The 23432-nt window shown below is 71.8% G+C and carries 24 protein-coding genes; 15 read left to right on the top strand and 9 right to left on the bottom strand.

Annotation, left to right across the window (positions count from 1 at the left end; genetic code table 11):
• Positions 1–508: 508 nt before the first annotated feature.
• The 3 genes from ACQP2P_RS41380 to ctaD form a co-directional block, all read right to left on the bottom strand.
• On the bottom strand, positions 509–1582 hold the full coding sequence (locus ACQP2P_RS41380) for a M20/M25/M40 family metallo-hydrolase (protein WP_433610478.1): 1074 nt from the start codon (positions 1580–1582) through the stop codon (positions 509–511).
• 561 nt (positions 1583–2143) lie between these two features.
• Entirely contained in the window at positions 2144–2662 is a 519-nt protein-coding gene (locus ACQP2P_RS41375; RefSeq protein ID WP_433610476.1) for a hypothetical protein, read from the bottom strand.
• Positions 2663–3091: 429 nt separating this feature from the next.
• Positions 3092–4825 (bottom strand): cytochrome c oxidase subunit I, encoded by a 1734-nt coding sequence (gene ctaD, locus ACQP2P_RS41370; RefSeq protein ID WP_433610474.1) that lies wholly within the window; start codon positions 4823–4825, stop codon positions 3092–3094.
• A gap of 508 nt (positions 4826–5333) precedes the next feature.
• On the opposite strand from ctaD, the gene ACQP2P_RS41365 reads away from it, so the two are divergent.
• From ACQP2P_RS41365 to ACQP2P_RS41350, 4 genes are read left to right on the top strand one after another with little or no spacing between them, the layout of a single operon-like run.
• Positions 5334–6254: a LacI family DNA-binding transcriptional regulator gene (locus ACQP2P_RS41365; protein WP_433080304.1), complete on the top strand. Its 921-nt coding sequence runs from the start codon at positions 5334–5336 to the stop codon at positions 6252–6254.
• Positions 6255–6303: 49 nt separating this feature from the next.
• On the top strand, positions 6304–6933 hold the full coding sequence (locus ACQP2P_RS41360) for a transcriptional regulator (protein WP_433610471.1): 630 nt from the start codon (positions 6304–6306) through the stop codon (positions 6931–6933).
• Positions 6930–7739 carry an NADP-dependent oxidoreductase gene (locus ACQP2P_RS41355; RefSeq protein ID WP_433610469.1) on the top strand — a complete coding sequence of 270 codons (810 nt, stop codon included), beginning with the start codon at positions 6930–6932 and terminating at the stop codon, positions 7737–7739. The genes ACQP2P_RS41360 and ACQP2P_RS41355 overlap by 4 nt, the downstream gene beginning before the upstream one ends.
• A 33-nt stretch (positions 7740–7772) precedes the next feature.
• Positions 7773–8480, top strand: a complete 708-nt coding sequence (locus ACQP2P_RS41350; RefSeq protein ID WP_433610467.1) for a hypothetical protein — start codon at positions 7773–7775, stop codon at positions 8478–8480.
• A 262-nt stretch (positions 8481–8742) separates the two neighbouring features.
• On the opposite strand, the gene ACQP2P_RS41345 is transcribed toward ACQP2P_RS41350, so the two are convergent.
• From ACQP2P_RS41345 to ACQP2P_RS41325, 5 genes are all read right to left on the bottom strand, one after another.
• On the bottom strand, positions 8743–9081 hold the full coding sequence (locus tag ACQP2P_RS41345; protein ID WP_433610465.1) for an RNA-binding S4 domain-containing protein: 339 nt from the start codon (positions 9079–9081) through the stop codon (positions 8743–8745).
• A 511-nt stretch (positions 9082–9592) separates the two neighbouring features.
• Complete coding sequence (locus ACQP2P_RS41340; RefSeq protein WP_433610463.1) at positions 9593–9967, bottom strand: STAS domain-containing protein; 375 nt, start codon at positions 9965–9967, stop codon at positions 9593–9595.
• 216 nt (positions 9968–10183) lie between these two features.
• Entirely contained in the window at positions 10184–10756 is a 573-nt protein-coding gene (locus ACQP2P_RS41335; RefSeq protein ID WP_433610461.1) for an isochorismatase family protein, read from the bottom strand.
• Entirely contained in the window at positions 10753–12009 is a 1257-nt protein-coding gene (locus ACQP2P_RS41330) for a nicotinate phosphoribosyltransferase (RefSeq protein ID WP_433619494.1), read from the bottom strand. Before ACQP2P_RS41330 ends, ACQP2P_RS41335 begins: the two co-directional genes overlap by 4 nt.
• 168 nt (positions 12010–12177) lie before the next feature.
• Positions 12178–14802 carry a LuxR C-terminal-related transcriptional regulator gene (locus ACQP2P_RS41325; protein ID WP_433610459.1) on the bottom strand — a complete coding sequence of 875 codons (2625 nt, stop codon included), beginning with the start codon at positions 14800–14802 and terminating at the stop codon, positions 12178–12180.
• A gap of 296 nt (positions 14803–15098) precedes the next feature.
• Here ACQP2P_RS41325 and ACQP2P_RS41320 point away from each other — a divergent pair, with 296 nt between their 5' ends.
• The 6 genes from ACQP2P_RS41320 to ACQP2P_RS41295 are packed head-to-tail and all read left to right on the top strand — an operon-like array spanning position 15099 to position 19195.
• On the top strand, positions 15099–16526 hold the full coding sequence (locus ACQP2P_RS41320; RefSeq protein ID WP_433610457.1) for a hypothetical protein: 1428 nt from the start codon (positions 15099–15101) through the stop codon (positions 16524–16526).
• Between the two features lie 15 nt (positions 16527–16541).
• Positions 16542–16838, top strand: a complete 297-nt coding sequence (clpS, locus tag ACQP2P_RS41315; protein WP_433610455.1) for an ATP-dependent Clp protease adaptor ClpS — start codon at positions 16542–16544, stop codon at positions 16836–16838.
• A 2-nt stretch (positions 16839–16840) separates the two neighbouring features.
• Positions 16841–17335, top strand: coding sequence for a DUF2017 domain-containing protein (locus tag ACQP2P_RS41310; protein ID WP_433619492.1), 495 nt, complete (start codon positions 16841–16843; stop codon positions 17333–17335).
• Between the two features lie 49 nt (positions 17336–17384).
• Positions 17385–17876, top strand: a complete 492-nt coding sequence (locus tag ACQP2P_RS41305; protein ID WP_433610453.1) for a Mov34/MPN/PAD-1 family protein — start codon at positions 17385–17387, stop codon at positions 17874–17876.
• A 52-nt stretch (positions 17877–17928) separates the two neighbouring features.
• Positions 17929–18240, top strand: a complete 312-nt coding sequence (locus ACQP2P_RS41300; protein ID WP_392802699.1) for a MoaD family protein — start codon at positions 17929–17931, stop codon at positions 18238–18240.
• 4 nt (positions 18241–18244) lie between these two features.
• A complete protein-coding gene (locus ACQP2P_RS41295; protein ID WP_433610451.1) occupies positions 18245–19195 on the top strand; it encodes a PLP-dependent cysteine synthase family protein in 951 nt (316 codons plus the stop codon).
• A 1-nt stretch (position 19196) separates the two neighbouring features.
• Here ACQP2P_RS41295 and ACQP2P_RS41290 read toward each other — a convergent pair whose 3' ends face one another.
• Positions 19197–19523, bottom strand: a complete 327-nt coding sequence (locus tag ACQP2P_RS41290) for a hypothetical protein (protein ID WP_433610449.1) — start codon at positions 19521–19523, stop codon at positions 19197–19199.
• 285 nt (positions 19524–19808) lie between these two features.
• Here ACQP2P_RS41290 and ACQP2P_RS41285 point away from each other — a divergent pair, with 285 nt between their 5' ends.
• The 5 genes from ACQP2P_RS41285 to rdgB all read left to right on the top strand — a co-directional run bounded on the left by ACQP2P_RS41285 (position 19809) and on the right by rdgB (position 23388).
• On the top strand, positions 19809–20561 hold the full coding sequence (locus ACQP2P_RS41285) for an MBL fold metallo-hydrolase (RefSeq protein WP_433610447.1): 753 nt from the start codon (positions 19809–19811) through the stop codon (positions 20559–20561).
• Between the two features lie 67 nt (positions 20562–20628).
• Positions 20629–21777: a glycosyltransferase family 4 protein gene (locus ACQP2P_RS41280; RefSeq protein WP_433610445.1), complete on the top strand. Its 1149-nt coding sequence runs from the start codon at positions 20629–20631 to the stop codon at positions 21775–21777.
• A 66-nt stretch (positions 21778–21843) separates the two neighbouring features.
• Positions 21844–22056 carry a hypothetical protein gene (locus ACQP2P_RS41275; RefSeq protein ID WP_433610443.1) on the top strand — a complete coding sequence of 71 codons (213 nt, stop codon included), beginning with the start codon at positions 21844–21846 and terminating at the stop codon, positions 22054–22056.
• Positions 22057–22066: 10 nt separating this feature from the next.
• On the top strand, positions 22067–22795 hold the full coding sequence (gene rph / locus ACQP2P_RS41270; RefSeq protein ID WP_433610441.1) for a ribonuclease PH: 729 nt from the start codon (positions 22067–22069) through the stop codon (positions 22793–22795).
• Positions 22792–23388: an RdgB/HAM1 family non-canonical purine NTP pyrophosphatase gene (gene rdgB, locus ACQP2P_RS41265; RefSeq protein ID WP_433610439.1), complete on the top strand. Its 597-nt coding sequence runs from the start codon at positions 22792–22794 to the stop codon at positions 23386–23388. Before rph ends, rdgB begins: the two co-directional genes overlap by 4 nt.
• Positions 23389–23432: the final 44 nt, after the last annotated feature.

The following is a 23432-nucleotide window of genomic DNA, read 5'->3' as shown; positions in this document are numbered from 1 at the left end:
GGTCGGGCGCGCCACACGTGCGGGCGTGCCACACGTCGGTCGCCGCCACACGTGCGGGCGTGCCACACGTCGGTCGCCGCCACACGTGGGGGCGTGCCGCACGTGCGGTCGCCCCTGCTCGTTCGGGCGTGCCGCACGTGCGGTCGCCCCTGCTCGTTCGGGCGTGCCGCACGTGCGGTCGCCCCTACTCGTTCGGGCGTGCCGCACGTGCGGTCGCCCCTGCACGTTCGGGCGTGCCACACGTGCGGTCGCCCCTGCACGTTCGGGCGTGCCACACGTGCGGTTGCCGCAGCACGCTTGAGCACATCACGCGTCCGCACGGCGTTGGGGCCGGTAAACATTCGCGCAGTGCTGAGGTTCGTAGACGTCCCCGTGCAGCGTTGGTCGGTCAACGTCCGTGCGGCATGGGGGTCGATGTCCGTGCGGCGTAGGGTCGGTCAACGCCCGCGCGGCGTGGAGTCGGTCGACCATTCGCGTGGCGCTGGGAACGGCGATGCACGGGGCGGGCTTACTGGGCGAGTTCCGTGACCGTTCGCACGGCGGCGGTCACGACATTGGCTGCGAACTCGTAGTCCAGCGTGTCCGCGGTGTCGTCGGCGCGGTGGTAGTGCGCGTTGCGATAGTCGGCCGTGTCCGTTACGAGGAGGGAGCGGCGGCCGGCGTCCCAGTACGGTACGTGGTCACTGCGCATTGCGACATGCTCGGCGAATGCCGGCAGGATCAGCGGCAGCGACGGTATTTCCAGGTGGCGCGCGAATCGCGTCTGCAGGTCCTGGGAGCGCTCGTCGGCCACGAGGGCGATGAAGTCGCCGCGCTCGGGGGCCTCCAGGAAGTCGCTGAGCTCATCCGGGATGCGTTGGTGCGCGGCGGTGTGCCCGATCATCTCGAAGACGATCGACTCCGTCTGCGCGGTGATGAACGCTTGGTGCGCGGCGCTGCCGTCGAATCCTGACTCTTCGCCGCCGAACAGACAGAAACGAATGGTGCGGGCGGGCAGGTCCGCGTCGCGCAGGACGCGGGCGGCCTCCAGCACGCCGGCCACGCCGCTCGCGTTGTCGTCGGCGCCGGGGCTGACCTCGACGGTGTCCCAGTGCGCGCACAGTTCGACGGCATCGTCGGAGGTGCCGCCCTCGATCTCGGCCACGAGGTTGACCTGGTGCAACTCGCTGCCGTAGCGCTCGACGCGCACTTTGAGGCCCATGGCGCTGAGCTGATCCGTCGAGTACCGCAGGCAGGCGGCGACTCCCGGCAGGTCCTCGAACCGCGGTCCGTGCGCGGTGAGCGCCTCGACATGTGCGCGCAGCCGTTTCGCGGAGATCATGGCCACAGGATAGGGAATCCGAGCCACGGCCGGGAACGCCGGACGCATCGCGCGTTTGCGAATCCGCCCATCCGTGCGGCGGATCGCTCGCTGCTCGTGTCGGACATTCGCCGTGCTCGCCGCGCGCAGTGCCTGGTCCCGGCGGCGGGGAACGGGCCGGCGCGCGAGGCGGACGAACGTGGCGGTGGAAGGCAGTGGAAGGCCGGAGACGAGACGTCGGCGAGACCCGCGCGAGGTGGGCGCGCAGGGGCGGAGAAGCACAGACGGCGGGGAGCGCAGGCGGCGGGGAGCGAGCGGCGGGGCCAAGCGGCGGGGAGCGCAGGCGGCGGGGAGCGAGCGGCGGGGGCAAGCGGCGGAGAGCGCATGCGGCGGGGAGCGCAGGCACAGGCGGAGAGCACAAAGCGGCGGGGACCGAGTGGCGGGGAGCGAGTGGCGGGGAGCACAGGCGGCGGGAGCGAGCGGCGGCTGAAGGCGGCACCCGCGCGAGGTCGGGCGCGCGTGGTGGTGCGAAAGCGAGGAGTGGCCGGAGCCGAGATACCCGCGCGAGGTGAACGAACACGAGGGTGGCAGGAGAAGCAGCGACCGGGAGGCTGGACTGGTCCAGGAAATGGAACAGCCCCCGAGGTTCCCGCGCTAGGCGCGTGGGCCGGTCGGACTACACCGGAAAGCCTCGGGGGCTGGGTGGCTGTCTCGTATTCGCCTGCCGCCATCCGGGCGGACAAACGAAGTGCGAGTCCAGAGGACGGCGACTAGCGGACAGTCACCTCACGAGTCCCATTGCTACACAACTTTGGACCACCTCCTTTCCCGTGTACGACCAACCTAGCCAGCCCCATGGATCACCCGCAACGGTTTTTCGGGAGCATCTTGGTTAGCGGCCTCCGCGCTGCCCAGGCGCTTGATCAAACGGCGCACGACGAGCAGGGGGATGATGCCGAAGACGCCGAACGAGATGTCGATGACCGACCACCAGAGCGGGATGCCGCGCACGGGGCCGGCGAACAGGGCCAGCGGCACGATGCCGACGCAGGCGATCATGCCCCAGTCGATGATCCAGATGTTGCGCACCGGGTCGCGGAAGGGGCCCCAGAAGGCGACGGCGATGACGAGGTGGGCGAAGGCGAGCCAGTCCGTGCCGTACATGATGAAGGGGTAGCGGTCGTTGGTCTCGGTGATGCCGCGGTCGACCCGGGCGATCCAATCCACCAGGGCCTGCGGGGCGGGGGAGCCGTCCAGCAGGTGATGCAGCCAGCGAACCTCGTGCTCCAGGGGGAACGCGGTCACGCCGCTGGCTACCAGGCCGACGATGAAGATGATCAGCCAGACCCGGATTTTCGTCATGCCCGCAGCGTAGGGGCGAGCCCGTCAGATCGGCGGCCGCCATCACGAGATCTGCACAACATCGATCCGCGGGCCCAGCGCCGAATGGGAAGCGCGACGGGGCGAAGACCTTACGAGTTCCGGGAACTGGCGCCGAGTGGGGAGCGCGACGGGGCGAAGACCTCACGAGATCGGGAACCGGCGCCGAGTGGGGAGCGCGACGGGGCGGGGACCTTACGAGTTCCGGGAACCCGACGCCAGTAGGAAGCGCAACCAGCCGCGGAGGGTGAGGCCACGGGAGTAACGGTCCGTACCCCGGCGGACATCGCGGTAGCTCTCCGCTGCTTGATGCTCTTGCCACCGCCCTCAGCCCGCCGCTGCCGCCCGTAAACGCCGCGACGCCCCCGGCACCAGAAAGGTGCCGAGGGCGTCGCGGAAGGCGCAGACGGGTCAGGAGTCCTGGTAGCTGGCGCCGCCGTCGGCCTCGTGGCTGAGGGGCCGGGCGCCGCCGGGCGGCGGGGCCTCCAGGGAGTGGCCGGGCGCGTGGGCCGGGAAGCGGGCGTCGAAGGCCGGCCGCTCCGAGCGGATGCGCGGCATGCTGTCGAAGTTGCGCAGCGGCGGCGGGCAGGACGTCGCCCACTCCAGGGACATGCCGTGGCCCCACGGGTCGTTGACCTCGACGACGCGGCCGGTCTTGTACGACTTCCACACGTTCCAGATGAACGGCAGCGTCGACAGGCCGGTGATGAACGAGCCGATCGTGGAGATCGTGTTCAGCGTCGTGAAGCCGTCCGTGGCCAGGTAGTCGGCGTAGCGGCGGGGCATGCCCTGCGTGCCGAGCCAGTGCTGGACCAGGAACGTGGTGTGGAAGCCGATCGTGGTCAGCCAGAAGTGGATCTTGCCCAGGCGGTCGTCCAGCATGCGGCCGGTCATCTTCGGGAACCAGAAGTAGATGCCGGAGTACACCGCGAAGACGATCGTGCCGAAGAGCACGTAGTGGAAGTGGGCGACCACGAAGTAGGTGTCCGACACGTGGAAGTCGATGGGCGGGCTGGCCAGCAGCACGCCCGACAGGCCACCGAAGAGGAAGGTCACCAGGAAGCCGATCGCGAAGAGCATCGGCGTCTCGAAGGTGATCTGGCCTCGCCACATGGTGCCGATCCAGTTGAAGAACTTCATGCCGGTCGGCACGGCGATGACGAAGCTCAGGAACGAGAAGAACGGCATCAGGACCTGGCCCGTGGCGAACATGTGGTGCGCCCACACGCTCATCGACAGGGCGCCGATCGCGATCGTCGCGCCGACGAGGCCCTTGTAGCCGAAGACCGGCTTGCGGCTGAAGACCGGGATGACCTCGGTGATGATGCCGAAGAACGGCAGCGCCACGATGTAGACCTCGGGGTGGCCGAAGAACCAGAAGAGGTGCTGCCAGAGCATCGCCCCGCCGGTCTCGGCGTCGTAGACGTGCGCGCCCAGGCGGCGGTCGGCCTCCAGGGCCAGCAGCGCGGCGGCCAGGATCGGGAAGACCATGATCACCAGGACGCTCGTCACCAGGATGTTCCAGGTGAACATCGGCATCCGGAACATCGTCATGCCGGGCGCGCGCAGGGTCAGCACCGTCGTGATCATGTTGACCGCGCCGAGGATGGTGCCGAGGCCGGAGAGCACCAGGCCGACGATCCAGAGGTCGGCGCCGACGCCGGGGGAGTTGATGATGCTGTTCAGCGGCGCGTAGGCGAACCAGCCGAAGTCCGCCGCGCCGCCCGGCGTGATGAACCCGATCAGCGTGATCGAGCCACCGAACGCGTAGAGCCAGTAGGCGAACGCGTTGAGCCGGGGGAAGGAGACGTCGGGGGCGCCGATCTGCAGCGGCGTGATGTAGTTCGCGAACGCGAAGACGATCGGCGTCGCGAAGAACAGCAGCATGATCGTGCCGTGCATGGTGAACAGCTGGTTGTACTGCTCAGGCGAGAGGAACTGCAGGCCCGGGCGGGCGAGCTCGGCGCGCATCAGCAGCGCCATGAACCCGCCGATCATGAAGAACACGAACGACGTGATGAGGTACATCAGGCCGATCTGCTTCGCGTCCGTGGTGCGCAGCAGCCGAGCGAACGCCGAGCCCTTGACCGGCTTGTGCACCGGCCATGGCCTGGTGACGATCGGCTTAGGTGCGACGGTGGTCACGAAAGGCCTCCTGAGGCTGTTGAACCAGCTGGCGAGCCAGCTCCGTGAGGTGCCGAGCGATCAACACGTCACCCCGCAGGCAGGATAGTCCTCCCACGTGACGCGGAATCGCTGGGGTGCGATCGCGGCCGGCATCAAGAGGATCTTCCCCCAGAAGATCGGCCGATCGGCGGGACTCGGGCTATTCGTCGCACCGAAGAGTCGGCTGGTGCCGGCGGCGCCGGGGAGAGACCCGGCTCACGCTCCGGCGCTGAAATTTACAGTCAGAACCCCGGTAGCGAAACCTTGCGGCAATCTCGTGTTGACACCGCAGAAACGGTGTACGACGCTCCGATATGGAAGCGCTCCCAAAATCGACGACTTGCTATCTAAGGAGGTCGCGATGTCGATTACCGCCGCTCCAGAAGCGCTCGATCCCACGCACGACCCCATGCGTGACAGCTCCGAACACCCCACTCTTGCCCATGTAGCCGCCCTCGCCGGAGTGTCTTCCGCCACCGCCTCACGCGTGCTCAACGGCTCCGCCCGTGTCTCGCCGGCCGCCCGCCAGCAGGTCCGCGACGCCGTTGACCGTCTCGGCTACGTCCGCCAGCGTGCCGCCCGCGCTGTCGATCGCCGCCCCCGTTCCGTCGCCGCCGTGGTGTGCGAGCCGAACGCGCGCCTCTTCGCCGATCCGTTCTACTCCCGTGTCCTGGCCGGAGCCAGTGCCGCGTTCGCCGAGCGCGACATGCCCATGCTCCTCGCCGCGGGCGAGCGCCCCGCCTCGCTGCAGCGCTACCTCAGCAGCGGGCACATCGACGGCGTACTGCTGATCTACTGCCGCAGCAGCCACCCCCTCGTCGTCACGCTCCCCGCCCTCGGGGTGCCGGTCACCCTGATCGGCCGCCCGCTGCAGGGCAGTGCCCTGTCGTACGTCGACGCGGACAACCGCGGCGGTGCCCGGCAGGCGGTGGAGTACCTCGCCCGCACCGGCCGCCGGCGCATCGTCACGATCGCCGGGCCGCCGGACGTCTCGGCCGGGGTGGACCGCCTCGCCGGGTTCCGCGAGGGGCTCGAACGGGCGGGGCTGGACCCGGGCCCGATCGCGTACGGCGACTTCACGCGCCCCGCCGGGGTGCACGCCATGACCCGCCTGCTCGATCACCGGCCCAACCTCGACGCCGTCTTCTGCGCGTCGGACCTGATGGCGGTCGGGGCGCTGCACGCGCTGCGGCAGTCGGGCCGGCGGGTGCCCGAGGACGTGGCCCTGGTCGGCTTCGACGACCTGCCCCTGGCCGCGTTCACCCAGCCGCCGCTGACCACGATCAAGCAGCCGGTCGAGGAGATCGGGGCGGCCGCCGCCCGGCAGCTGCTCGCGCAGATGTCGAACGAGCCGTGGGACGAGCCGCCGGTCCTGCCCACGACCCTCGTGCGGCGCCAGAGCGCCTGATCGTCGGGGCACTGCATCCAAGCGCCGCTATCCGGGCGAATGACTGGGTATGCGGCTCTCGGACCTGTTGGACGCGGCCCGGGACCTCGACAGCGGCACCGTCGCCGGCATCGTCGTCACGCTGACGGCGCGCCACGGCGTCGCCGCGACCTGGAACGGGGCCTGTGTCCCGGCCCTGCGGCGGATGGCCGCGGGAGCCGGCCCGGCCGACATCGCCGTCGAGCACGCCCTCGCCGAGGGCATCGCCCGCGGCCTCGACCTGGCCAGCGTCCCGCGGCACGCCGACATCCGCAGCAACCACGTGCTGCTCGCCTGCGCGCCGGGCGAGCAGCACGAGCTGCCCCTCAAGGCGCTCGCGGCCGCGCTGTTCGAGCTGCGTGTCGGCACGTTCTCCCTGGGGGCCGGGCTGCCGTGGCCCGCCCTGCACGCCGCTACGGAGCGAACCGCCCCGAGCGCCGCGGTCATCTGGGCCCAGACCGCGGAGACGGCCGACGCCGCCGGGCTGTTCGCGGTCGCCGCGGATTTCGCCGGTACCGTCTTCGCCGCCGCCGGCCCCGGATGGCTCGCGGCCGGGGTGGCGCCGCGCCTCACCCGGGCGGGACTTGCCCATCTCACCTCCCTCGACCTGGCCATATCCGCCTGCGCGCGGGTCCCGCAGCCGCTAGACATGGAGGCGTGAAGGCGATCACGCTGACCGCAGAGCACACGCTGGCCCTGCGGGACCTGCCCGACCCGCGCCCGGCTCCCGACCAGGTCCTGCTGGCGATCCGCGCCGCGGGCGTCGACGACGATCTCCCCCAGGACGCCGGCGTGCCGGGCCACGAGCTCGCCGGCGTCGTCGTCGGCCGGGGCCCCGAGGTCACCGACTTCGTGGTCGGCGACGAGGTCTACGCGTGGGCCGACGGCGCCTACGCCGAGCGGGTCGCGGTCCCGTCGCAGCTCGCCGCCCACAAGCCGGCCGGTCTCACGTTCGTCGAAGCGGCGGCGGTACCGAGGGCCGCCGTCACGGCCCTGCAGGCCCTCCGCGCCGCCGGGACCGGAGAGGGCGACGTGGTGCTCGTGCACGACGCGGCCGGCGGGGTCGGGCACTTCGCGGTGCAGATCGCGCGGGCGCTGGGGGCCGAGCGGGTCATGGGCACCGGGGACGCCGAATTCCTGAAGGAGCTCGGCGCCGAGCCGGTCGACGAGTCCCCGGCGGACGTGGCCGTCGACTTCTCCGGAGGTGAGACCACGGCAGCCGTACTGAGGGAGGTCCGCGATCCCGCCCGCGCCGTGTCCACGGTGAATCCCGCGGTCGCCGCGGCGGGCGGCCGGTACGTGGTCCCCAGCCCGTCGGCCGCGGACCTCCGCTGGCTGGCCGAGCTCGCCGATCGCGGCCTGCTGCGGGTCGCCCTGCACCGGGAGCTGCCCCTGGCCGAGGCGGCGGACGCGCATCGGCTCCTGAGCGCCGGAGGCGTGCGCGGAAAGCTCGTGCTCACGCCATAGGGATTTCCGCCTGGTGGCGGTACCTTCTCGGACATGATCGACGCTCCCGGCGACTACCTGGGCCGGCGGCGTGTTTCGCATCGGCCGGTACCCTTGGTGCTCATCGCGGTGCTGATCGTGGCCGTGGTCGCCGGGCTGGCCCTCGTCGTCGCGCTCCCGGACCGGGCCCCGCGCGACCTGCCCTGGCGAGGCGGCGATCCGGTGATTCCGGTCCTGTCGCTGGAGCCGCCGCCCACGCCGTCCGCCGCGCCGCCGTCCGCGTCGCCCTCGGTATCCGCGTCGCCGTCGCGCTCGCGCACGTCGCCGTCGGTCAAGCGCTCGCCGTCGCCGTCCCGGCCCCCGGCCCTGGTCTTCGAGGCCGAGGCGGGCGGCCGCTCGGGCCCGATGACGATCCGCTCCGTGCCGGGCGCCTCGGGCGGCCGGGTCGTGACCGGCATCGGCGACGGCCGGGCGCTGGTGTTCCCGGCGGTGACGGTGCCGGCGAAGGGCGAGTACCGCCTCACGATCGCCTACGCGTCCGACTCGTCCCGCCGCTGCTACATCGGCCTCGGCCGGCGCTGGACGCAGCTGACGTTCCCCTCGAGCGGCGGCGCGAACAAGGTGGCGGCGATCTTCATGACCGTCCGGTTCGATCAGGGCCGCAACACAGTCGAGGCCGGGAACACCTCCGGCAGGTGGTGCCCCGACCTCGACCGCATCACCGTCACCCCGGCTGACCACCCCAGCTCGGCGACGTCGTGAGCAACGTTTTGGCGTGACCGTGCGCCGGTGGACCATCCAGGGAGGCTTCCGGTTTTTCCGGCGCCGGTCACATGAAGAACTATGCGGGTCCGACCTGAGGACCGGCCCATACGGCGCTGTGAAGTTCCTGGGTACCCCCGCTGGTCAGCCCCCGCCGCACCCGGGTTTGGCGCGACGGCGACTGCCGCGGCCGCGGGCATCGCACCGGTCGGCCCGGCACTGCTCGCACACGCCTCCAACGGCGGGCGCCGGCAGGTCGGGCTCAGGCGACGCGGAGGGTTTCGCCGAGGACGCGTACGACGTCGCCCTTGTGCAGCTGCCGGCCGCGGCGGGTGTCCACTTCGCCGTTGACGCTGACCTCGCCGTCGAGGATCAGCTCCTTGCTTTCGCCCCCGGACTCCATGATGTCGGCGAGCTTCAGGAACTGACCGAGGCGGATCATGTCGCCGCGGATCTCGATGTCTCTCACATCGCGCAGCGTATCCGCCGCTCCGCCGCCGTCCGAGACGGTCGGTGACCCGGCCGGCGCCCCCCGCGCGCGGTTGCGGCGCGTTGCGCGCGTCGTGCACTCCGATTGCGCGCCACGCTCCACAAAGGTCACCGGGGTGCCCGCGGCGAGCCGTGCGCGGGGCGTGCGGGCGGATCTGACGGCGCCGCGCGGTCCGTGCGCGGTTGCGGGAAAGAGGCGCGTAGTGGTGCGGCTGGAAGGGGCCCGGCTGCCCGGGCGATCTGAAGCCTTTGCGGTGCGGCTCGCAGGGGCCAAGGACGGTCGGCGTGCAGCGCCCGGCGCCAGCAGGGAGCGCCACCACCCACGAGCGGTGAGGCCACGGGAGTTACGGTCCGGACCACGGCGGACATCGCGGTAGCTCACCGTATTCGCCCTCGAAACGCCGCCCCCCCGTATGACAGTTCTATGAAAAATCGGGCGTGATCACTCGCGCGGGTGAATTCCGACCTCGAAGTAACCCAGCGTGGAAGCGGCAACACGGCCAGCGACTGAGTGTGACCGTGAAACGACGAGAGCGCCGCGCCCGGGGTGAGGGGCACGGCGCTCCGCATGCGTCGTCTAGAGGGGTCGGCCTAGGCCGGGGAGAGACTGCGTTCGGTAACCGTCAGGCCGGCTGGGTAACCCCGCTACGCGGGGCGGGCAGGCGGCCGGACACGGTGCCGGGCGGGATCGGCACGCCGAGGATGTCGCTCACGCCCACCACCGCGAACAGGCGTGCGATGAACGGGTTCGGCCGGCGAATGTCGAGCTTGACGCCCATGCTGTGGCAGATGCGCTTGGCAACGACGAGGGTGCCGATGCCGGTGGAGTCGAGGAAGGTGACCCCCGCGAGATCGATGACAAGGAGGTCGATGCTTCCGTCGAGCACTGAGCTCACCGCTGTGCGGAGCTCCTGAGCGGTCTCATAGTCGATTTCGCCACTCAGCGTCAGCACTGACTCTCGCTGATCCGAGGGGCGAGTCTCGATCGACAACTTCACGTGACCCTCCTGGTGCTGAGCCGTCCACCATGGACGACCCTTCGAGGTCCCGCAAGCGTAGCGAAGTCCAGCTGTTTTCGCCACGCTCCGTGTAGGGGCTCCTTACGTAGTGACGTGAGAAGTCCTCACATCGGTGCTGCGGGATCCGCTTGCCCGGATGACGGTACACGTCGGTTGTTACACGGCAAGTCCAGCCATGTGCCATCCGCCGGTCGGTCAGCTGCCGGCCACGACCGGTTCGCCGACCAGGGTCACGCCGGCCTCGCGCAGCTCTACCAGGGCAGACTGTGTGGTCGCGGGGGCTACCCCGGCCGTGAGGTTCAGGAGCACGGTCGTAACAAAACCCTCACGCACCGCATCGAGAGCCGTCGCGCGGACGCAGTGGTCGGTCGCGATGCCCACCACGTCGACCTCGGTCACGTCGCGTTCGCGCAGCCAGTCGGCCAGGCCCCGGCCGGCCGCCGAGCCCTCGAAACCCGAGTACGCGGCCGCGTACGAACCCTTCTCGAAGACCGCCTCGATCCTGGCGGTGTCGAGGGAGGGGTGGAAGTCGACGCCGCCGGTGCCGACGACGCAGTGCACCGGCCAGGTGCTCACGAAGTCCGGGTGTTCGGCGAAGTGCGCGCCCGGGTCGATGTGGTGATCCTGGGTGGCCACCACGTGGTCCCACGGGCCGTCGGCGATCGCCGCGGAGATCTCCGCGGCCACCCCGGCACCGCCGGCGACGGCGAGGGAGCCGCCCTCGCAGAAGTCGTTCTGCACGTCCACCACGATCAACGCCCGCGTCATGCGGTGCCTCCAGAGATTCCGCCGGACATGATGACCGGGACCGCGGGGTCGCCGGCCGAGAGCTTGAGCCCCTCCCACGGGATCGAGATGAGGCACTGGCGCAGGTGCTCGCGCGAGGCGGCCAGGGTCGGCAGGTCCGCGACCGGCTCGCCGGCGCGCAGCAGGGGCCGCTGGAGCAGGCGGTCGTGCGGCTGCGGCTCCGGCTCGCCGAGCGAGACGACGACCTCCTCGATCGCCGTTCCCGTCGGCTTGTGCCGCCGTACCGCCGTCTTGCGCCCCCCGACCGTCCCCTTGTGCTCCGAGCGCTTGACGACGGGGCGCCCCTCGACCTCGACGAGCTTGTAGACCAGCCCGGCGGTCGGCGCGCCCGAGCCGACGACGACGGCGGTGCCCGCGCCGTAGACGTCGACGGGCTCGGCGGCCAGGGCCGCGATCGCGTACTCGTCCAGATCGCCCGACACGACGATCTGCGTGTCCGTGGCGCCCAGCGAGTCGAGCAGGGCCCGCGACTCGGACGCGAGCACGGACAGGTCGCCGGAGTCGATGCGCACGGCGCGCAGTTCGGGGCCGGCGACGGCGATCGCGTTGCGGATGCCCTGCGCGATGTCGTACGTGTCCACGAGCAGCGTCGTCTGCTTGCCCAGCGCCGAGACCTGGGACGCGAACGCGGCCTGCTCGGAGTCGTGCAGCAGCGTGAACGCGTGCGCGGCCGTGCCCGTCGTCGGGATGCCGAAGCGCCGCCCCGCCTCGAGGTTGGACGTGAACGCGAAGCCCGCCAGGTACGCCGCCCGGGCCGCCGCGACCGCCGCCTCCTCCTGCGTGCGCCGCGAGCCCATCTCGATCACGGCCCGCCCGCGCGCGGCGGTGACCATCCGCGCCGCGGCGGCCGCGATCGCGCTGTCGTGGTTGAGCACCGACAGGATCAGCGTCTCCAGCACCACGCACTCGGCGAACGTGCCGCTCACGGTCAGGATGGGGGAGCCGGGGAAGAACAGCTCGCCCTCGGCGTAGCCGTCGACGTCTCCGCTGAACCGGTACTTCGACAGCCAGCCGGCCGTCGTGTCGTCCACGATGCCCCGGCTCTTGAGGAACTCGATCTCCTCGTCCCCGAAGCGGAAGTCGGCGATCAGGTCGAGCAGGCGGCCGGTGCCCGCGACCACGCCGTACCGGCGCCCGGTCGGCAGCCGGCGCGCGAACACCTCGAACACGCAGCGCCGGTCGGCGGTGCCGTCGCGCAGCGCGGCGGACAGCATCGTCAGCTCGTAGTGGTCGGTCAGGAACGCGCTACTCGTCACGTGAACAACATATTCCAAGGGTGATAGGACGGCGATCACTCCTTGACCGGCATCTGAGCGGACGACCGACCGGACAAACGGAGCGCCCGGGTCGTCAGCCGGGCGCTCCGGTGCGAAAGGGAGCCGCTACTCCTCCGGCGGCAGCGAGCGCAGGGCCGCCGCCAGCTCCGCCCGCCCGGTCACGCCGAGCTTCGCGTACACGCGCATGAGGTGGTTGTCGACGGTACGGGAGGAAAGGTAAAGCTGATCCGCGATCTCCTTCGACGGCACGCCGGCCGCGGCCAGGCGCGCGATCTGGCGCTCCCGTCCCGTCAGCATCGGTTGCGGCACGACGAGGGCCGGCGTCACCGCCTGCGGGCACTCGACGCGCAGCTCGGCGAGGCGCTGCGCGGCGCGGGGCGTCTGCGGCGAGCGGATGCCGCGCAGCAGCGTGACGGCCCCCGCGGCGGCCTCGGCGGCGAAGAGGTACAGCTCCATCTCCGCGAGCTCCTCCGCCACCGCGAGCAGCGCGCCGCCGTCCTCCTCGGCCATCGCGCGCACGTGCCAGGCCATGGCGGGCGCGAGGCGGCCCTCCACCGTCTGCGCCAGGGCGCCGATGCGCTCGTTGACCTCCTGGGCGAAGCCGAGGCGGCCCAGGTCGTACAGCGCGAACATCTCGTGCGCGGCGAACCCGTCGCTGCGGTTGCGCGCGGCGAGCAGGCGCAGCACCTCGGCGGCCGTGCTCACGTCGCCCGCGGCCACGGCGACCCAGGCGCGGGCCTCCTCCAGCCACGGGTACAGGACCTCCATCGAGCGGTAGTGCGCCTCCTCGGCCAGCGCGAACGCCGCGGCGGCGCCGGCCGCGTCGCCCTGCAGGGCGGCCACGTGCGCGCGCTCGGCGTGGGCGAGGGCCACGAAGATCCGGCCGGTGGCGAGCATGGCGCTGGCCTGGCTCGCGGCGCGCCCGGCCTCCTGGAGGTGGCCGCGCAGGCGGGCCGCCTGGGCGCGGACGATCTGCAGGTAGCCGGAGCCGAGCAGGAAGTTGCCGGCGTCGGCCATGCCCGCGAACTCGGTGGCCACGATCGCGTCGACGGCCGCCAGGTCCGCGGCGAGGATCATCGCCGTGCCGCGGGCGAGCTCGATGCCGAGCTGGATGTAGGGCACCTCGGCCCGCCACTGGGCGGCGTCCGCGTCGAGCAGCGCCATGGCCTTGACGGTCTGCACCGGGGTGCCGCGCATGGCCTGCAGGTGCCCCATGTTGCTGCGGGCGAGCGCGCGCGGCCCGGGCGCGGAGGCGGGGCCGTCGAGCACGGTGCGGGCCAGGGTGAGCGCCTGGCCGTAGTCGCCGCGGTGCAGCCGCATCGTCGACTCGACCGACAGCGCGAGGGAGCGTTCGCGCAGGTCGGTGAGCTGGTGGGCCTGGCGGTTCATCTCGTCGGCGGTGGAGGAGTCGCCCTGGCCCCACTGCGAGGTGATGTGCCGGATCGCCAGCCACCGGCTGCGCTGGGCCTCGCCGGTGATCTGGTTCGCGTTCTGGTCGAGGATCTGGGCGCCCTCGTCGGGACAGTTGGCGAACATCAGGATCGTGGCCAGGGTCTCGGCGGCGTCGAAGCCGCCGCCCGCGGCCACGGCCGCCTTGCCCAGGCGCATCGCGAGCGCCATGTCGTAGGTCGCGAACGCCAGCCGGCACGCGTTGAGCAGCAGCACCGGGTCCCGCGCGGTGTCGGAGTCGAGCCGCCAGACGGCCACGCGCAGCAGGTCGTCGCGGCGGCGGGCGCCGGAGTTCTCGACCAGCGTGGCGAGGTCGGCGAGCAGGCGCCGGAACCGGGTCACCGGGCAGCGGCGGCGGACGACCTCGCCGTAGAGCGGATGGGCCAGCCGGACCGTCGTGCGCCGGTCCTCCACGACCACCCGGACCAGCTGCCGCTCCTCGGCGGTCTCCACGGTGGCCAGGTCGGTCGCCTTGACCAGCAGCGGCAGGCCGATGGGCTCGCCGAAGGCGACGAGCTCCAGCACCGCCCGCTCCTGCGGGGTCAGCTTGCCGATGCGGGCGTCGACGACCTCGGTGAGCGTCGGGGCCAGGTCGACCTTGCCGGTCCAGCGCTGCATCCCGTAGCTCTCGATGATCTCGCCGGCCGCGTGCGCGGCGATCACCAGCTCCCGCAGCAGCAGGGCGTTGCCCTGGGAGAGCTGCTGCAGCCGGTCCACCGAGGCGGAGTCGACCGGGCCGCCGAGCACCTGCTGCAGCAGGTCGGAGGTCTCCTGCAGGGTGAGCGGGCCGAGCTCGATCCGCTCGACGAGATCGTCCTTCCACAGCGCGCTGATCGGGTCGTGCACCGACTCCCCCGTGCGTACCGTGCCGATCACGGTGGCGTTCTCGGAGCGGGCGACGTAGTACACGAGCGCGGCGGAGAGGGGGTCGAGCAGGTGGGCGTCGTCGATCGCGACGACGATCGGGCGGCCCGCGGCCTGGCGGTGCAGCGCGTCGACCGCCCAGCGCAGCAGGCCGGCGGGCGAGCCGCCCGCGGGCTGGTCGGGCGGGAGCACCTGGGCCAGGCCGCCGAGCGGGAGACCGGCCGTCGCGATGTTGGCGGTGGCCGTCCAGACGGCGATTCTGTCCTGGTCAAGCGCGCTCACGCCCTCGCGCAGCAGTCGGCTCTTGCCGATGCCTGGCGGGCCGCCGAGAATCAGGCCGCGACCGGTCGAGCCGGTCGCCGCCTCGGCGACACGAATGAGTTCTGCGTTTCTGCCGACAAAGCTCCAGGGAGGCACCGTCGCAGCATATCGATACGTTGATTACTGCGCGTACCGGCGGGAGCACGAACTTGAGTACCCCGTTCGGCCCCAGTGAGTAGCACGAACCCTGCTGCCGTAAGTGCCCGTTCACGTAGCGTTCCGATGCCCCGCCCGTCAAGCGCCGTTCGTTCGCGCGTCGGGGCGGGCCTTCCCGGGCGTGCACAAGGAGGTCGCACATGGGCTTCGGGGTCATGCAGGCGCCATTGATCGATTTTACCGTCGTGTCAGCGCCGGCTTTCGGCGTCCCGACGAGCGGGAGGCCGGGGTCCGCCATGCCGGCCGGAAACATCCGAGGCAGCCGGAGCAACCGGCAACCGAGCACGCCCTCCCACTCGCTGCGGCGGTCCTGCGCGGTCGTCGCCGGCACCGCGCGGTCCGGCAAGACCGCGCTGGTCGACGCCCTGATCCGCCGCCCCGCGGAGCCGATCGAGGCCGGCGACGCCTGGGTGGTCTTCCGCCACGGCGAGCGCCCGGAGGCGTGGGCCTTCGTGCCCGGGCACCGCGAGGCGCGCCCGTTCCCGGACCCCAGCACGGTCAAGGGGCCGGCCCGCCCGGCCCGGCGGATCGAGATCACCCATCCGTCACCCCTGCTCAAGCGGGTCACGTTGATCGACACGCCCGGCCGCGGGGATCTGGACCCGGCCACCGCCGAGATCTCCCTCGACGCCGCCGCCGACGGGCTCGGCCTGGTCTTCGTGGTCGACGCCGCGGCCCCGCTCGGCCGCGCCGACCTCGACCTGCTCACCGCCGCCGCCGACCGGCTGGAGCGCATCGCCTTCGTCCTCACCCACATCGACCAGCACGACGAGTGGCCGGAGATGCTCGCCGCCAACCGGGCACTGCTCGCCGCGCGCGGCCCCCGGCTCGCCACCGCCCCGTGGTTCCCGGTCTCGCTCGAGCCGGCGTCGATCTTCGGCGTGGCCGAACTGCGCCACCAGCTCGAGGCCTGGGCCGACGAGCGGGCCGACGCCGGCGCGCCCAAGAAGATCACCGCCACCACCGTCTCGGCCACCGGCGACGCGTGGCAGGAGCATCTGGAGCGGGAGATCCGCGCCCGCCGCCTGGCCGCCGTCGAGCGGGTCTCCATCGACCTGGCCACCATCCACGTGCGCTGTGTGCAGGAGCTCGGCTCCGGCAAGGGCTGCCCCGAGCTGCCCCGGGTGCTCGACCGGCACCTGCACGCGCTCTCCGTGCGCAGCTCGCGCCAGCTGCGCACCGACACCCGCGAGGTGATCGACGCGGTCTTCGGGGCGCTGCTGGACGCCCCGCCGGACGAGGTCGTGCTGGCCCGGATCGCCATCGCCGCCCGCCGGGCCGTGGACGGGGCCCGCGACGACGGTCGTGAGCGCGACCGGGCACTGCTGGTCACCACCACCTCGGGCGTCGCCTCGCTCACCGGCACGGGCGCGCTGGACGGCCTCTCCGCGATCGGCGCGGCCGGTGAGGACCCGGCGCAGGTGCTCTCGCCGCTGGGCATCGGACTGAACGCCGGGTCGTTTGCGATGTGGCAGCCCCGGTACGCGCCGGGCGGCCCGCCGAAGCTGCCGGACAAGAAGGAATGCCGCCGCTGGCTCCAGCACGCGCTGCGCGAGATCGAGGTCGAACTCGGCCACGAGCTCAGCGAGCGCTACGCCGAGCTGCGCCAGGCGCTGTCGATCATTGCGGGGGACGCGGTCGACCATGGCGTGCTGCTCGCTTGATGGCACCATGTTGGTATGGCGGCGCCGCAGGTCCTACCGATCGAAGAGACCCACGTCGAGGTTGACGAGGTGCCCCAGACCGACCGTCCGTGGGTGACTGTCGTCTGGAACGATCCCGTCAACCTCATGAGCTACGTGACCTGGGTCCTGCAGAAGCTGTTCGGGTACAGCAAGGAGAAGGCCGAACGCCTCATGCTCGACGTGCATCACAAGGGCAAGGCGATCGTCGTCAGCGGGGCGCGCGAGAAAATGGAGTACGACGCCTCCCGGCTGCAGGCCCACGGGCTCTGGGCGACGGTGGAGCAGTCGTGACCATGTTCGTGCGCGCCGGCACGGTGTGCGTCGCCCGGTTCGGACCGGGCGAGGCCGCGGTGCTCAACGAGGTCATGCTCGAGGTCATCACCCTGCTCTCCGAGGGCTTCGACCGCAGCGATCCGGTCATCGGGCGCCTGTTCCCCGACGTGTACCGCGACGACCCCGCCCTCTCCGCGGAGTTGCGCCGGTACACGGAGGACGACCTGCGCTCGGCCAAGCTGGAGCAGGCCGCGCTCCTGCTGGACGCCCTGCCCGTCGAGGGCGGCGAGGTGGCCCTCGACGAGGAGCAGGCCGAGGCCTGGCTGCGGGCGCTCACCGACGTCCGGCTCACCCTCGGCCTGCGCCTGGGCATCGCCGACGACGACGTGGACATCGAGTCCGAGCTCGACGACGCGATCCTCAAGGACCCGACCTCGGCCCGCGTCGCGCAGCTCTCGGTGTACCAGTACCTGACCTACCTGCAGGAGTCGCTCGTCGGCGCGCTCATGGGCTGAGATGCCCGTCACGGGCGAGTGTCGCTCGGGTTTCGGTAGGCTGTGTTGCGTGCTGACCATCGACGCCGCGATCCTCGACGCGATCGTCGCGCACGCCCGCCGGGACCACCCGGACGAGGCGTGCGGGATCGTCGCGGGTCCGGCCGGCTCGGACCGGCCGGAGCGACACGTGCCGATGGAGAACGCGGCCCGGTCCATGACGTTCTACGAGTTCGACTCCAAGGAACAGCTGAAGCTGTGGCGGGAGATGGACGACGCCGACGAGGAGCCGGTCGTGGTCTACCACTCGCACACGGCCACCGAGGCCTATCCGTCCCGCACGGACGTCTCCTTCGCCGGCGAGCCCGGCGCGCACTACCTGCTCGTCTCCACCCGCGATCCGCAGCTGACGGAGGTCCGCTCGTTCCGCATCGTGGACGGGGCCGTCACCGAGGAGCCGGTTCAGGTAGTTAATGCAGTCGTGGATCCGAACGCCGTCCAGAAGTACCTCTTCGGGCAGAGCCCGGCGACCGTCGACTACGAGTGTCGGACCGGCAACTGACCAGCCGCCCGTTCTGACCCGTTTCGTCCCGTCGTCTCAGAGGAGAACACCCATGGCCATCGAGGTTCGCATCCCCACCATCCTGCGTAGCTACACCGGCGGCGCCAAGACCGTCGAGGGCTCCGGGGACACCATCGCCGACCTGCTCACCGACCTTGACTCCCGCCACGCCGGGCTCAAGGACCGGCTGATCACGGGCGAGGGCGGCCTGCACCGGTTCGTCAACGTCTACATCAACGACGAGGACGTCCGGTTCCTCGGCGCGCTCGACGCGAAGCTCAACGACGGCGACTCCGTGACGATCCTGCCCGCGGTCGCGGGTGGCGCGTTCGCGTTCGCCGCCGCCCACGCCCTGCGGGGCTGATCGCGTGACGCGCTACGAGTCCCTGCTCGACGCGTGCGGCAACACGCCGCTCGTCGGACTGCCCCGGCTCTCGCCGAGCGCCGACGTGCGGCTCTGGGCCAAGCTCGAGGACCGCAACCCGACGGGAAGCGTCAAGGACCGCGTGGCGCTGTGGATGGTGAAGGCGGCCGAGGAGTCCGGCCGCCTCCGCCCGGGTGACACGATCATCGAGCCGACCAGCGGCAACACCGGCATCGCGCTGGCGATGGTGGCGAAGCTGCGCGGCTACCGGCTCGTGTGCGTGATGCCCGAGAACGTCTCCGCCGAGCGCACCTCCCTGCTGCGGATGTACGGCGCGGAGATCATCACCTCGCCGGCGGCGGGCGGCTCCAACCGCGCCGTCGCCGTGGCGAAGGAGATCGCGGCCGAGCACCCGGACTGGGTGATGCTGTACCAGTACGGCAACGAGGCCAACGCGCGCGCCCACTACGAGTCGACCGGCCCGGAGATCCTGCGCGACCTGCCGACCATCACCCACTTCGTGGCGGGGCTGGGCACCACCGGCACGCTCATGGGGGTCGGGCGCTACCTGCGCGAGAAGGTCGAGGACATCGAGATCATCGCGGCCGAGCCGCGCTACGGGGAGCTCGTCTACGGCCTGCGCAACCTCGACGAGGGCTATGTGCCGGAGTTGTACGACGCGAAGGTCCTGACCCGCCGCTTCTCCGTCGGCACCCAGGACTCCGTGCTGCGCACCCGGCAGCTGGTCGAGGTCGAGGGCATGTTCGTGGGCTTCTCCACCGGCGCCGTGCTGCACGCCGCGCTCGCCGTCGCGCACCAGGCGCTCAAGGCCGGCAAGCGGGCCGATGTCGTGTTCCTCGTGGCCGACGGCGGGTTCAAGTACCTGTCGACCGGCGCCTACGGTGGCACGCTCGCCGAGGCCGAAAGCGCCCTCGACGGGCAGCTCTGGGCCTGAGCTACAGGCCCGTCACGAACCAGCCGAGCAGCAGGCTCACCGACGCGGCGCCGAGCAGCGCGTAGGGGAGCCTGCGCCGGTGCACGCTCGCGAACGCCGCGATGGTGCACGCCAGGCCCAGCAGGCCGATGGTGATGACGACGGGGCCGTACCAGACGCGGTACTGCCCGATGAGCCCCACGAAGGCCCGCAGCGCCACCGCCATGCCCCCGAGCCCGAGCGCGGCCGCCCAGGCGCACACCGCGGCGATCTGGCGGTTGTCCGGGCGCGGGTCGGCCTCCGTGGGCAGGCGGAACGCGTCCGGCAGGTGCCGGCGCAGTCGCTTCACACGTGACAGGTCAACCGACACGGTGCCTCCTCTGTTGCCGCCTCACTGCGTGCAACGAGCGAGGTAGTTGAGCGTGACGCGACCCCTGTCACGTTGGCGACATCCGCCCCCCGATCTTTCGGCCTGGGCAGCCAGTCCGGCGTAGGCTGCGCAGCGTGAACGGGCCAAGACGTGCCCTACAGCCGCGGGTTCGTGGATTGGATCTATCCTCAACCTCACCGTTCCTTTCCACATGCGATCCACAGTTCGTTCGAAGACGGGAGACGGCGGGTTGAGGGCAGCATCATGAGGCTCACGGTTCTCGGCTGCGCCGGCAGCTTCCCGGGGCCTGAGGCGCCCTGCTCGGCCTACCTGGTCGAGGCGGACGGCTTCCGCCTGCTGATCGACTTCGGCCCGGGCTCGATGTCGGCGCTGCAGCGCTACGGCAGCCTCTACGCCGTCGACGCGATCCTGCTGTCGCACCTGCACTGCGACCACATGCTCGACGCCTGCTCCTACATCGTGGCCCGCCGCTACGCCCCGGCCGGACCGTTCCCGCCCCTGCCCGTCTACGCGCCCGTGAACGCCCCCGAGCGGATCACGGCGGCCTACGGCGGGGAGAACGAGCCGATGTCCATCGGCGACGTGTACAGCTTCTACGCCCTGCAGCCGGGCAGCTTCCCGATCGGGCCGTTCGCGGTGACCGTGGACCGGGTGAACCACCCCATCGAGACCTACGGCGTGCGCCTCGAGCACGAGGGCAAGGTGCTCGCGTACTCGGCCGACACCGCCCCCTGCGAGGCCCTCATTCGCCTGGCCCAGGGCGCCGACGTGTTCCTGTGTGAGGCGAGCTACCTCGACGGCGTGGACAATCCGCCCGACCTGCACCTGACCGGCCGGGAGGCGGCCGAGCACGCCACCAAGGCGGGCGTCGGCCGGCTGCTGCTCACGCACCTGGTCCCGGCCTGGGGGAGCGAGGCGCTCACGCACGAGGCGGCATCGAGCGCCTTCTCCGGCCCGATCGACATCGTGCGGCCTGGCGCGCGGTACGACATTTAGGGACCCGTTTGCCGCCTGGCCAGCAAATCGTGGCCGCCTGCACGGACGCCGCCCTCATGGTGATGGCATGCGGATCGCGATCGTCACCGAGTCGTTCCCGCCCGATGTGAACGGCGTCGCCCACTCCGTGGTCCGGGTCGCCGAGCACCTCGTCGCGCGTGGCCACGAGCCGCTCGTGATCGCTCCGCAGCCGTCGTCCGCGGCGCGTTCGGTCACCGGCTCCTTGCCGTACCAGATCATCCGCGTCCCCTCCGTGGCCACGCCGGGCTATGGGAGCTTCCGCCTGGGGCTGCCCAGCCGCCACCTGGCCGCCGCGCTGCGGGCGCACCGCGCCGACCTCGTGCACCTTGCCAGCCCCTTCGTGCTCGGCGCCCGAGGCATGACGGTCGCCGCCTCGCTGGGGCTGCCCACGGTGGCCGTGTACCAGACGGACGTGCCCGCCTACGCCCGCCTGTACTACCGCTCGAACCTCGGCGAGTCGGCCGCCTGGCGCTGGCTGCGGCACATCCACAACGCCGCCGACCGGACCCTCGCGCCGTCGACCGCCGCCGCCACGGCCCTGCAGGGCCACGGCATCGAGCGCGTGTGGATCTGGCGCCGCGGCGTCGACGCGGCCCGCTTCGACCCCGGGCACCGCTCCGCGGCCCTGCGCCGCGCGGTCGCCGCCGAGGGGCAGGTGATCGTCGGCTACGTCGGCCGGCTCGCCGTCGAGAAGCGCGTCGACCTCCTCGCGCCGGTCAGCCGCATCCCCGGCGTCCGCGTGGTCGTGGTCGGCGACGGCCCGGCCCGCGCGAACCTCGAGCGGGCCATGCCGGACGCGGTGTTCCTCGGCGAGCGGCGCGGCGACCAGCTGGCCCGGATCTTCGCCAGCCTCGACCTGTTCGTGCACACCGGGCCGTTCGAGACCTTCGGCCAGGCCATCCAGGAGGCCCTCGCCAGCGGCGTGCCCGTGGTCGCGCCGGCCCAGGGCGGCCCGCTGGACCTCGTCGACGACGGCCGCACCGGCCTGCTCGTGCCGCCCGGCGACGCGCCCTCGGTCGTCTCGGCGGTGACCGAGCTCGTCCAGAACCACGAGCGGCGCCTCGCCATGGGCGTGGCCGCGCGCGTGGCGGTGGCGTCGCGCACATGGGCCGCGGTCGGCGACGAGCTGATCAGGCACTACGCCGACGTGCACGCCGGTGGTGTCGCCGCGCGCCCGGTGCCGATCCCCGCGTGAGTTCGGCGCTCGGCGTGCGGCTGCGCAACTTCGCGGTCAGCGGCGCCCGGGCCGCCGACCTGGAGTGTGACCGGCCCCCGCGCGCTCGTCGTCCGCCCGGCCGTCGCGGCCGCGCTCATCGGCGCCAACGACACCCTGCGCGACCCGTTCGACGCGGCGGCCGGCGGCGCGGGCACGACCGGTTCGCCGGGCACCTCGAGCGCCACGGCTCCCCGGCCGCGAATCCCGACCTGGACCTGGACCCGGTCCCCGGCAAGGTCGCCTGATCGGCTTGTCTAGGGTGGTTCCTATGGCCCGACCCGATGGACGCGTCCCAGACCAACTTCGACCTGTATCGATCACCCGCCAGTGGAGCATGCACCCGGAGGGGTCCGTACTCATCGAGTTCGGCGGCACCCGCGTGCTGTGCACCGCCAGCGTCACCGAGGGCGTGCCGCGCTGGCGCAAGGGCTCCGGCCTGGGCTGGCTGACCGCCGAATACGCGATGCTCCCGCGCGCGACCACCACCCGCAGCGACCGGGAGAGCGTGAAGGGCAAGATCGGCGGCCGCACCCACGAGATCTCCCGCCTCATCGGCCGCAGCCTGCGCGCCTGCATCGACCTCAAGGCCCTCGGCGAGAACTCGATCGTCCTGGACTGTGACGTCCTGCAGGCCGACGGCGGCACCCGCACGGCGGCGATCACCGGCGCCTACGTGGCCCTCCACGACGCCGTCGCCTGGCTGGCGACCCAGCGCAAGCTCGCCGGCAAGCCCGCGGACGTCCTGCACCGCTCGGTCGCCGCCGTCAGCGTCGGCATCATCGCCGGCGAGCCCCGCCTGGACCTCTGCTACGAGGAGGACGTGGTGGCGGACGTGGACATGAACGTGGTGTGCACCGGCGCGGGCGAGTTCGTCGAGGTCCAGGGCACCGGCGAGCAGGGCATCTTCACCCGCGCGGAGCTGGACACCCTCGTGGACCTCGGCGCCCGCGGCTGCGCGGATCTGACCGCCCTGCAGCAGAAGGCCCTCGCCGGATGAACCTCCTCCTCGCGACCCGCAACAAGAAGAAGCTGGTCGAGCTGCGCCGGGTCATGGAGGCCGCGGCGCTGAGCATCGACCTGCTCGGCCTGGACGACGTCGACAGCTACCCGGAGGCCCCCGAGACCGGCCTCACCTTCGAGGAGAACGCCCTGCTCAAGGCCCGCGAGGCCGTCCACTACACCGGCCTGCCGAGCATCGCCGACGACTCGGGCCTGGCCGTGGACGCCCTCAACGGCATGCCCGGCGTCTTCTCGGCCCGCTGGTCGGGCCTGCCGAGCGGCGCCCCCGACCGCGACGGCGCGAACCTGCGCCTGGTCCTGGCGCAGGTCGGCGACGTCCCCGACGAGCACCTGGGCGCCGCGTTCGTGTGCGCCGCCGCCCTCGTCTACCCGGACGGCCGCGAACAGGTCTTCCGCGGCGAGATGCGCGGCCACCTGATCAGGGCCCCGCGCGGCGACGGCGGCTTCGGCTACGACCCGATCTTCGTGGCCGACGGTTACACGAAGACGACCGCCGAGCTGACCCCCGACGAGAAGGACGCCATCAGCCACCGAGGCAAGGCGTTCCGCGCGCTGGCCGCAGCGCTGTAACACCTGCCGACCGGCGGCGGTCGGCTCAGGCGCGAGTTTCTCGG

This window comes from Dactylosporangium sp. CA-139114 (assembly GCF_050955725.1).
Lineage (GTDB): Bacteria > Actinomycetota > Actinomycetes > Mycobacteriales > Micromonosporaceae > Dactylosporangium.
Note: the sequence above shows the minus strand (reverse complement) of the source record. Positions and strands in the feature narration are given on the sequence as shown.

Bases quoted from the DNA above. Each gene is read 5' to 3' on its own strand.
- ACQP2P_RS41375 (WP_433610476.1), bottom strand. From the start codon at position 2,662: ATGACGAAAATCCGGGTCTGGCTGATCATCTTCATCGTCGGCCTGGTA.
- ACQP2P_RS41360 (WP_433610471.1), top strand. From the start codon at position 6,304: ATGCGGCTCTCGGACCTGTTGGACGCGGCCCGGGACCTCGACAGCGGC.
- ACQP2P_RS41350 (WP_433610467.1), top strand. From the start codon at position 7,773: ATGATCGACGCTCCCGGCGACTACCTGGGCCGGCGGCGTGTTTCGCAT.
- ACQP2P_RS41335 (WP_433610461.1), bottom strand. From the start codon at position 10,756: ATGACGCGGGCGTTGATCGTGGTGGACGTGCAGAACGACTTCTGCGAG.
- ACQP2P_RS41330 (WP_433619494.1), bottom strand. From the start codon at position 12,009: ATGCTGTCCGCCGCGCTGCGCGACGGCACCGCCGACCGGCGCTGCGTG.
- ACQP2P_RS41320 (WP_433610457.1), top strand. From the start codon at position 15,099: ATGCCGGCCGGAAACATCCGAGGCAGCCGGAGCAACCGGCAACCGAGC.
- clpS (WP_433610455.1), top strand. From the start codon at position 16,542: ATGGCGGCGCCGCAGGTCCTACCGATCGAAGAGACCCACGTCGAGGTT.
- ACQP2P_RS41310 (WP_433619492.1), top strand. From the start codon at position 16,841: ATGTTCGTGCGCGCCGGCACGGTGTGCGTCGCCCGGTTCGGACCGGGC.
- ACQP2P_RS41300 (WP_392802699.1), top strand. From the start codon at position 17,929: ATGGCCATCGAGGTTCGCATCCCCACCATCCTGCGTAGCTACACCGGC.
- ACQP2P_RS41285 (WP_433610447.1), top strand. From the start codon at position 19,809: ATGAGGCTCACGGTTCTCGGCTGCGCCGGCAGCTTCCCGGGGCCTGAG.
- ACQP2P_RS41280 (WP_433610445.1), top strand. From the start codon at position 20,629: ATGCGGATCGCGATCGTCACCGAGTCGTTCCCGCCCGATGTGAACGGC.
- rph (WP_433610441.1), top strand. From the start codon at position 22,067: ATGGCCCGACCCGATGGACGCGTCCCAGACCAACTTCGACCTGTATCG.
- rdgB (WP_433610439.1), top strand. From the start codon at position 22,792: ATGAACCTCCTCCTCGCGACCCGCAACAAGAAGAAGCTGGTCGAGCTG.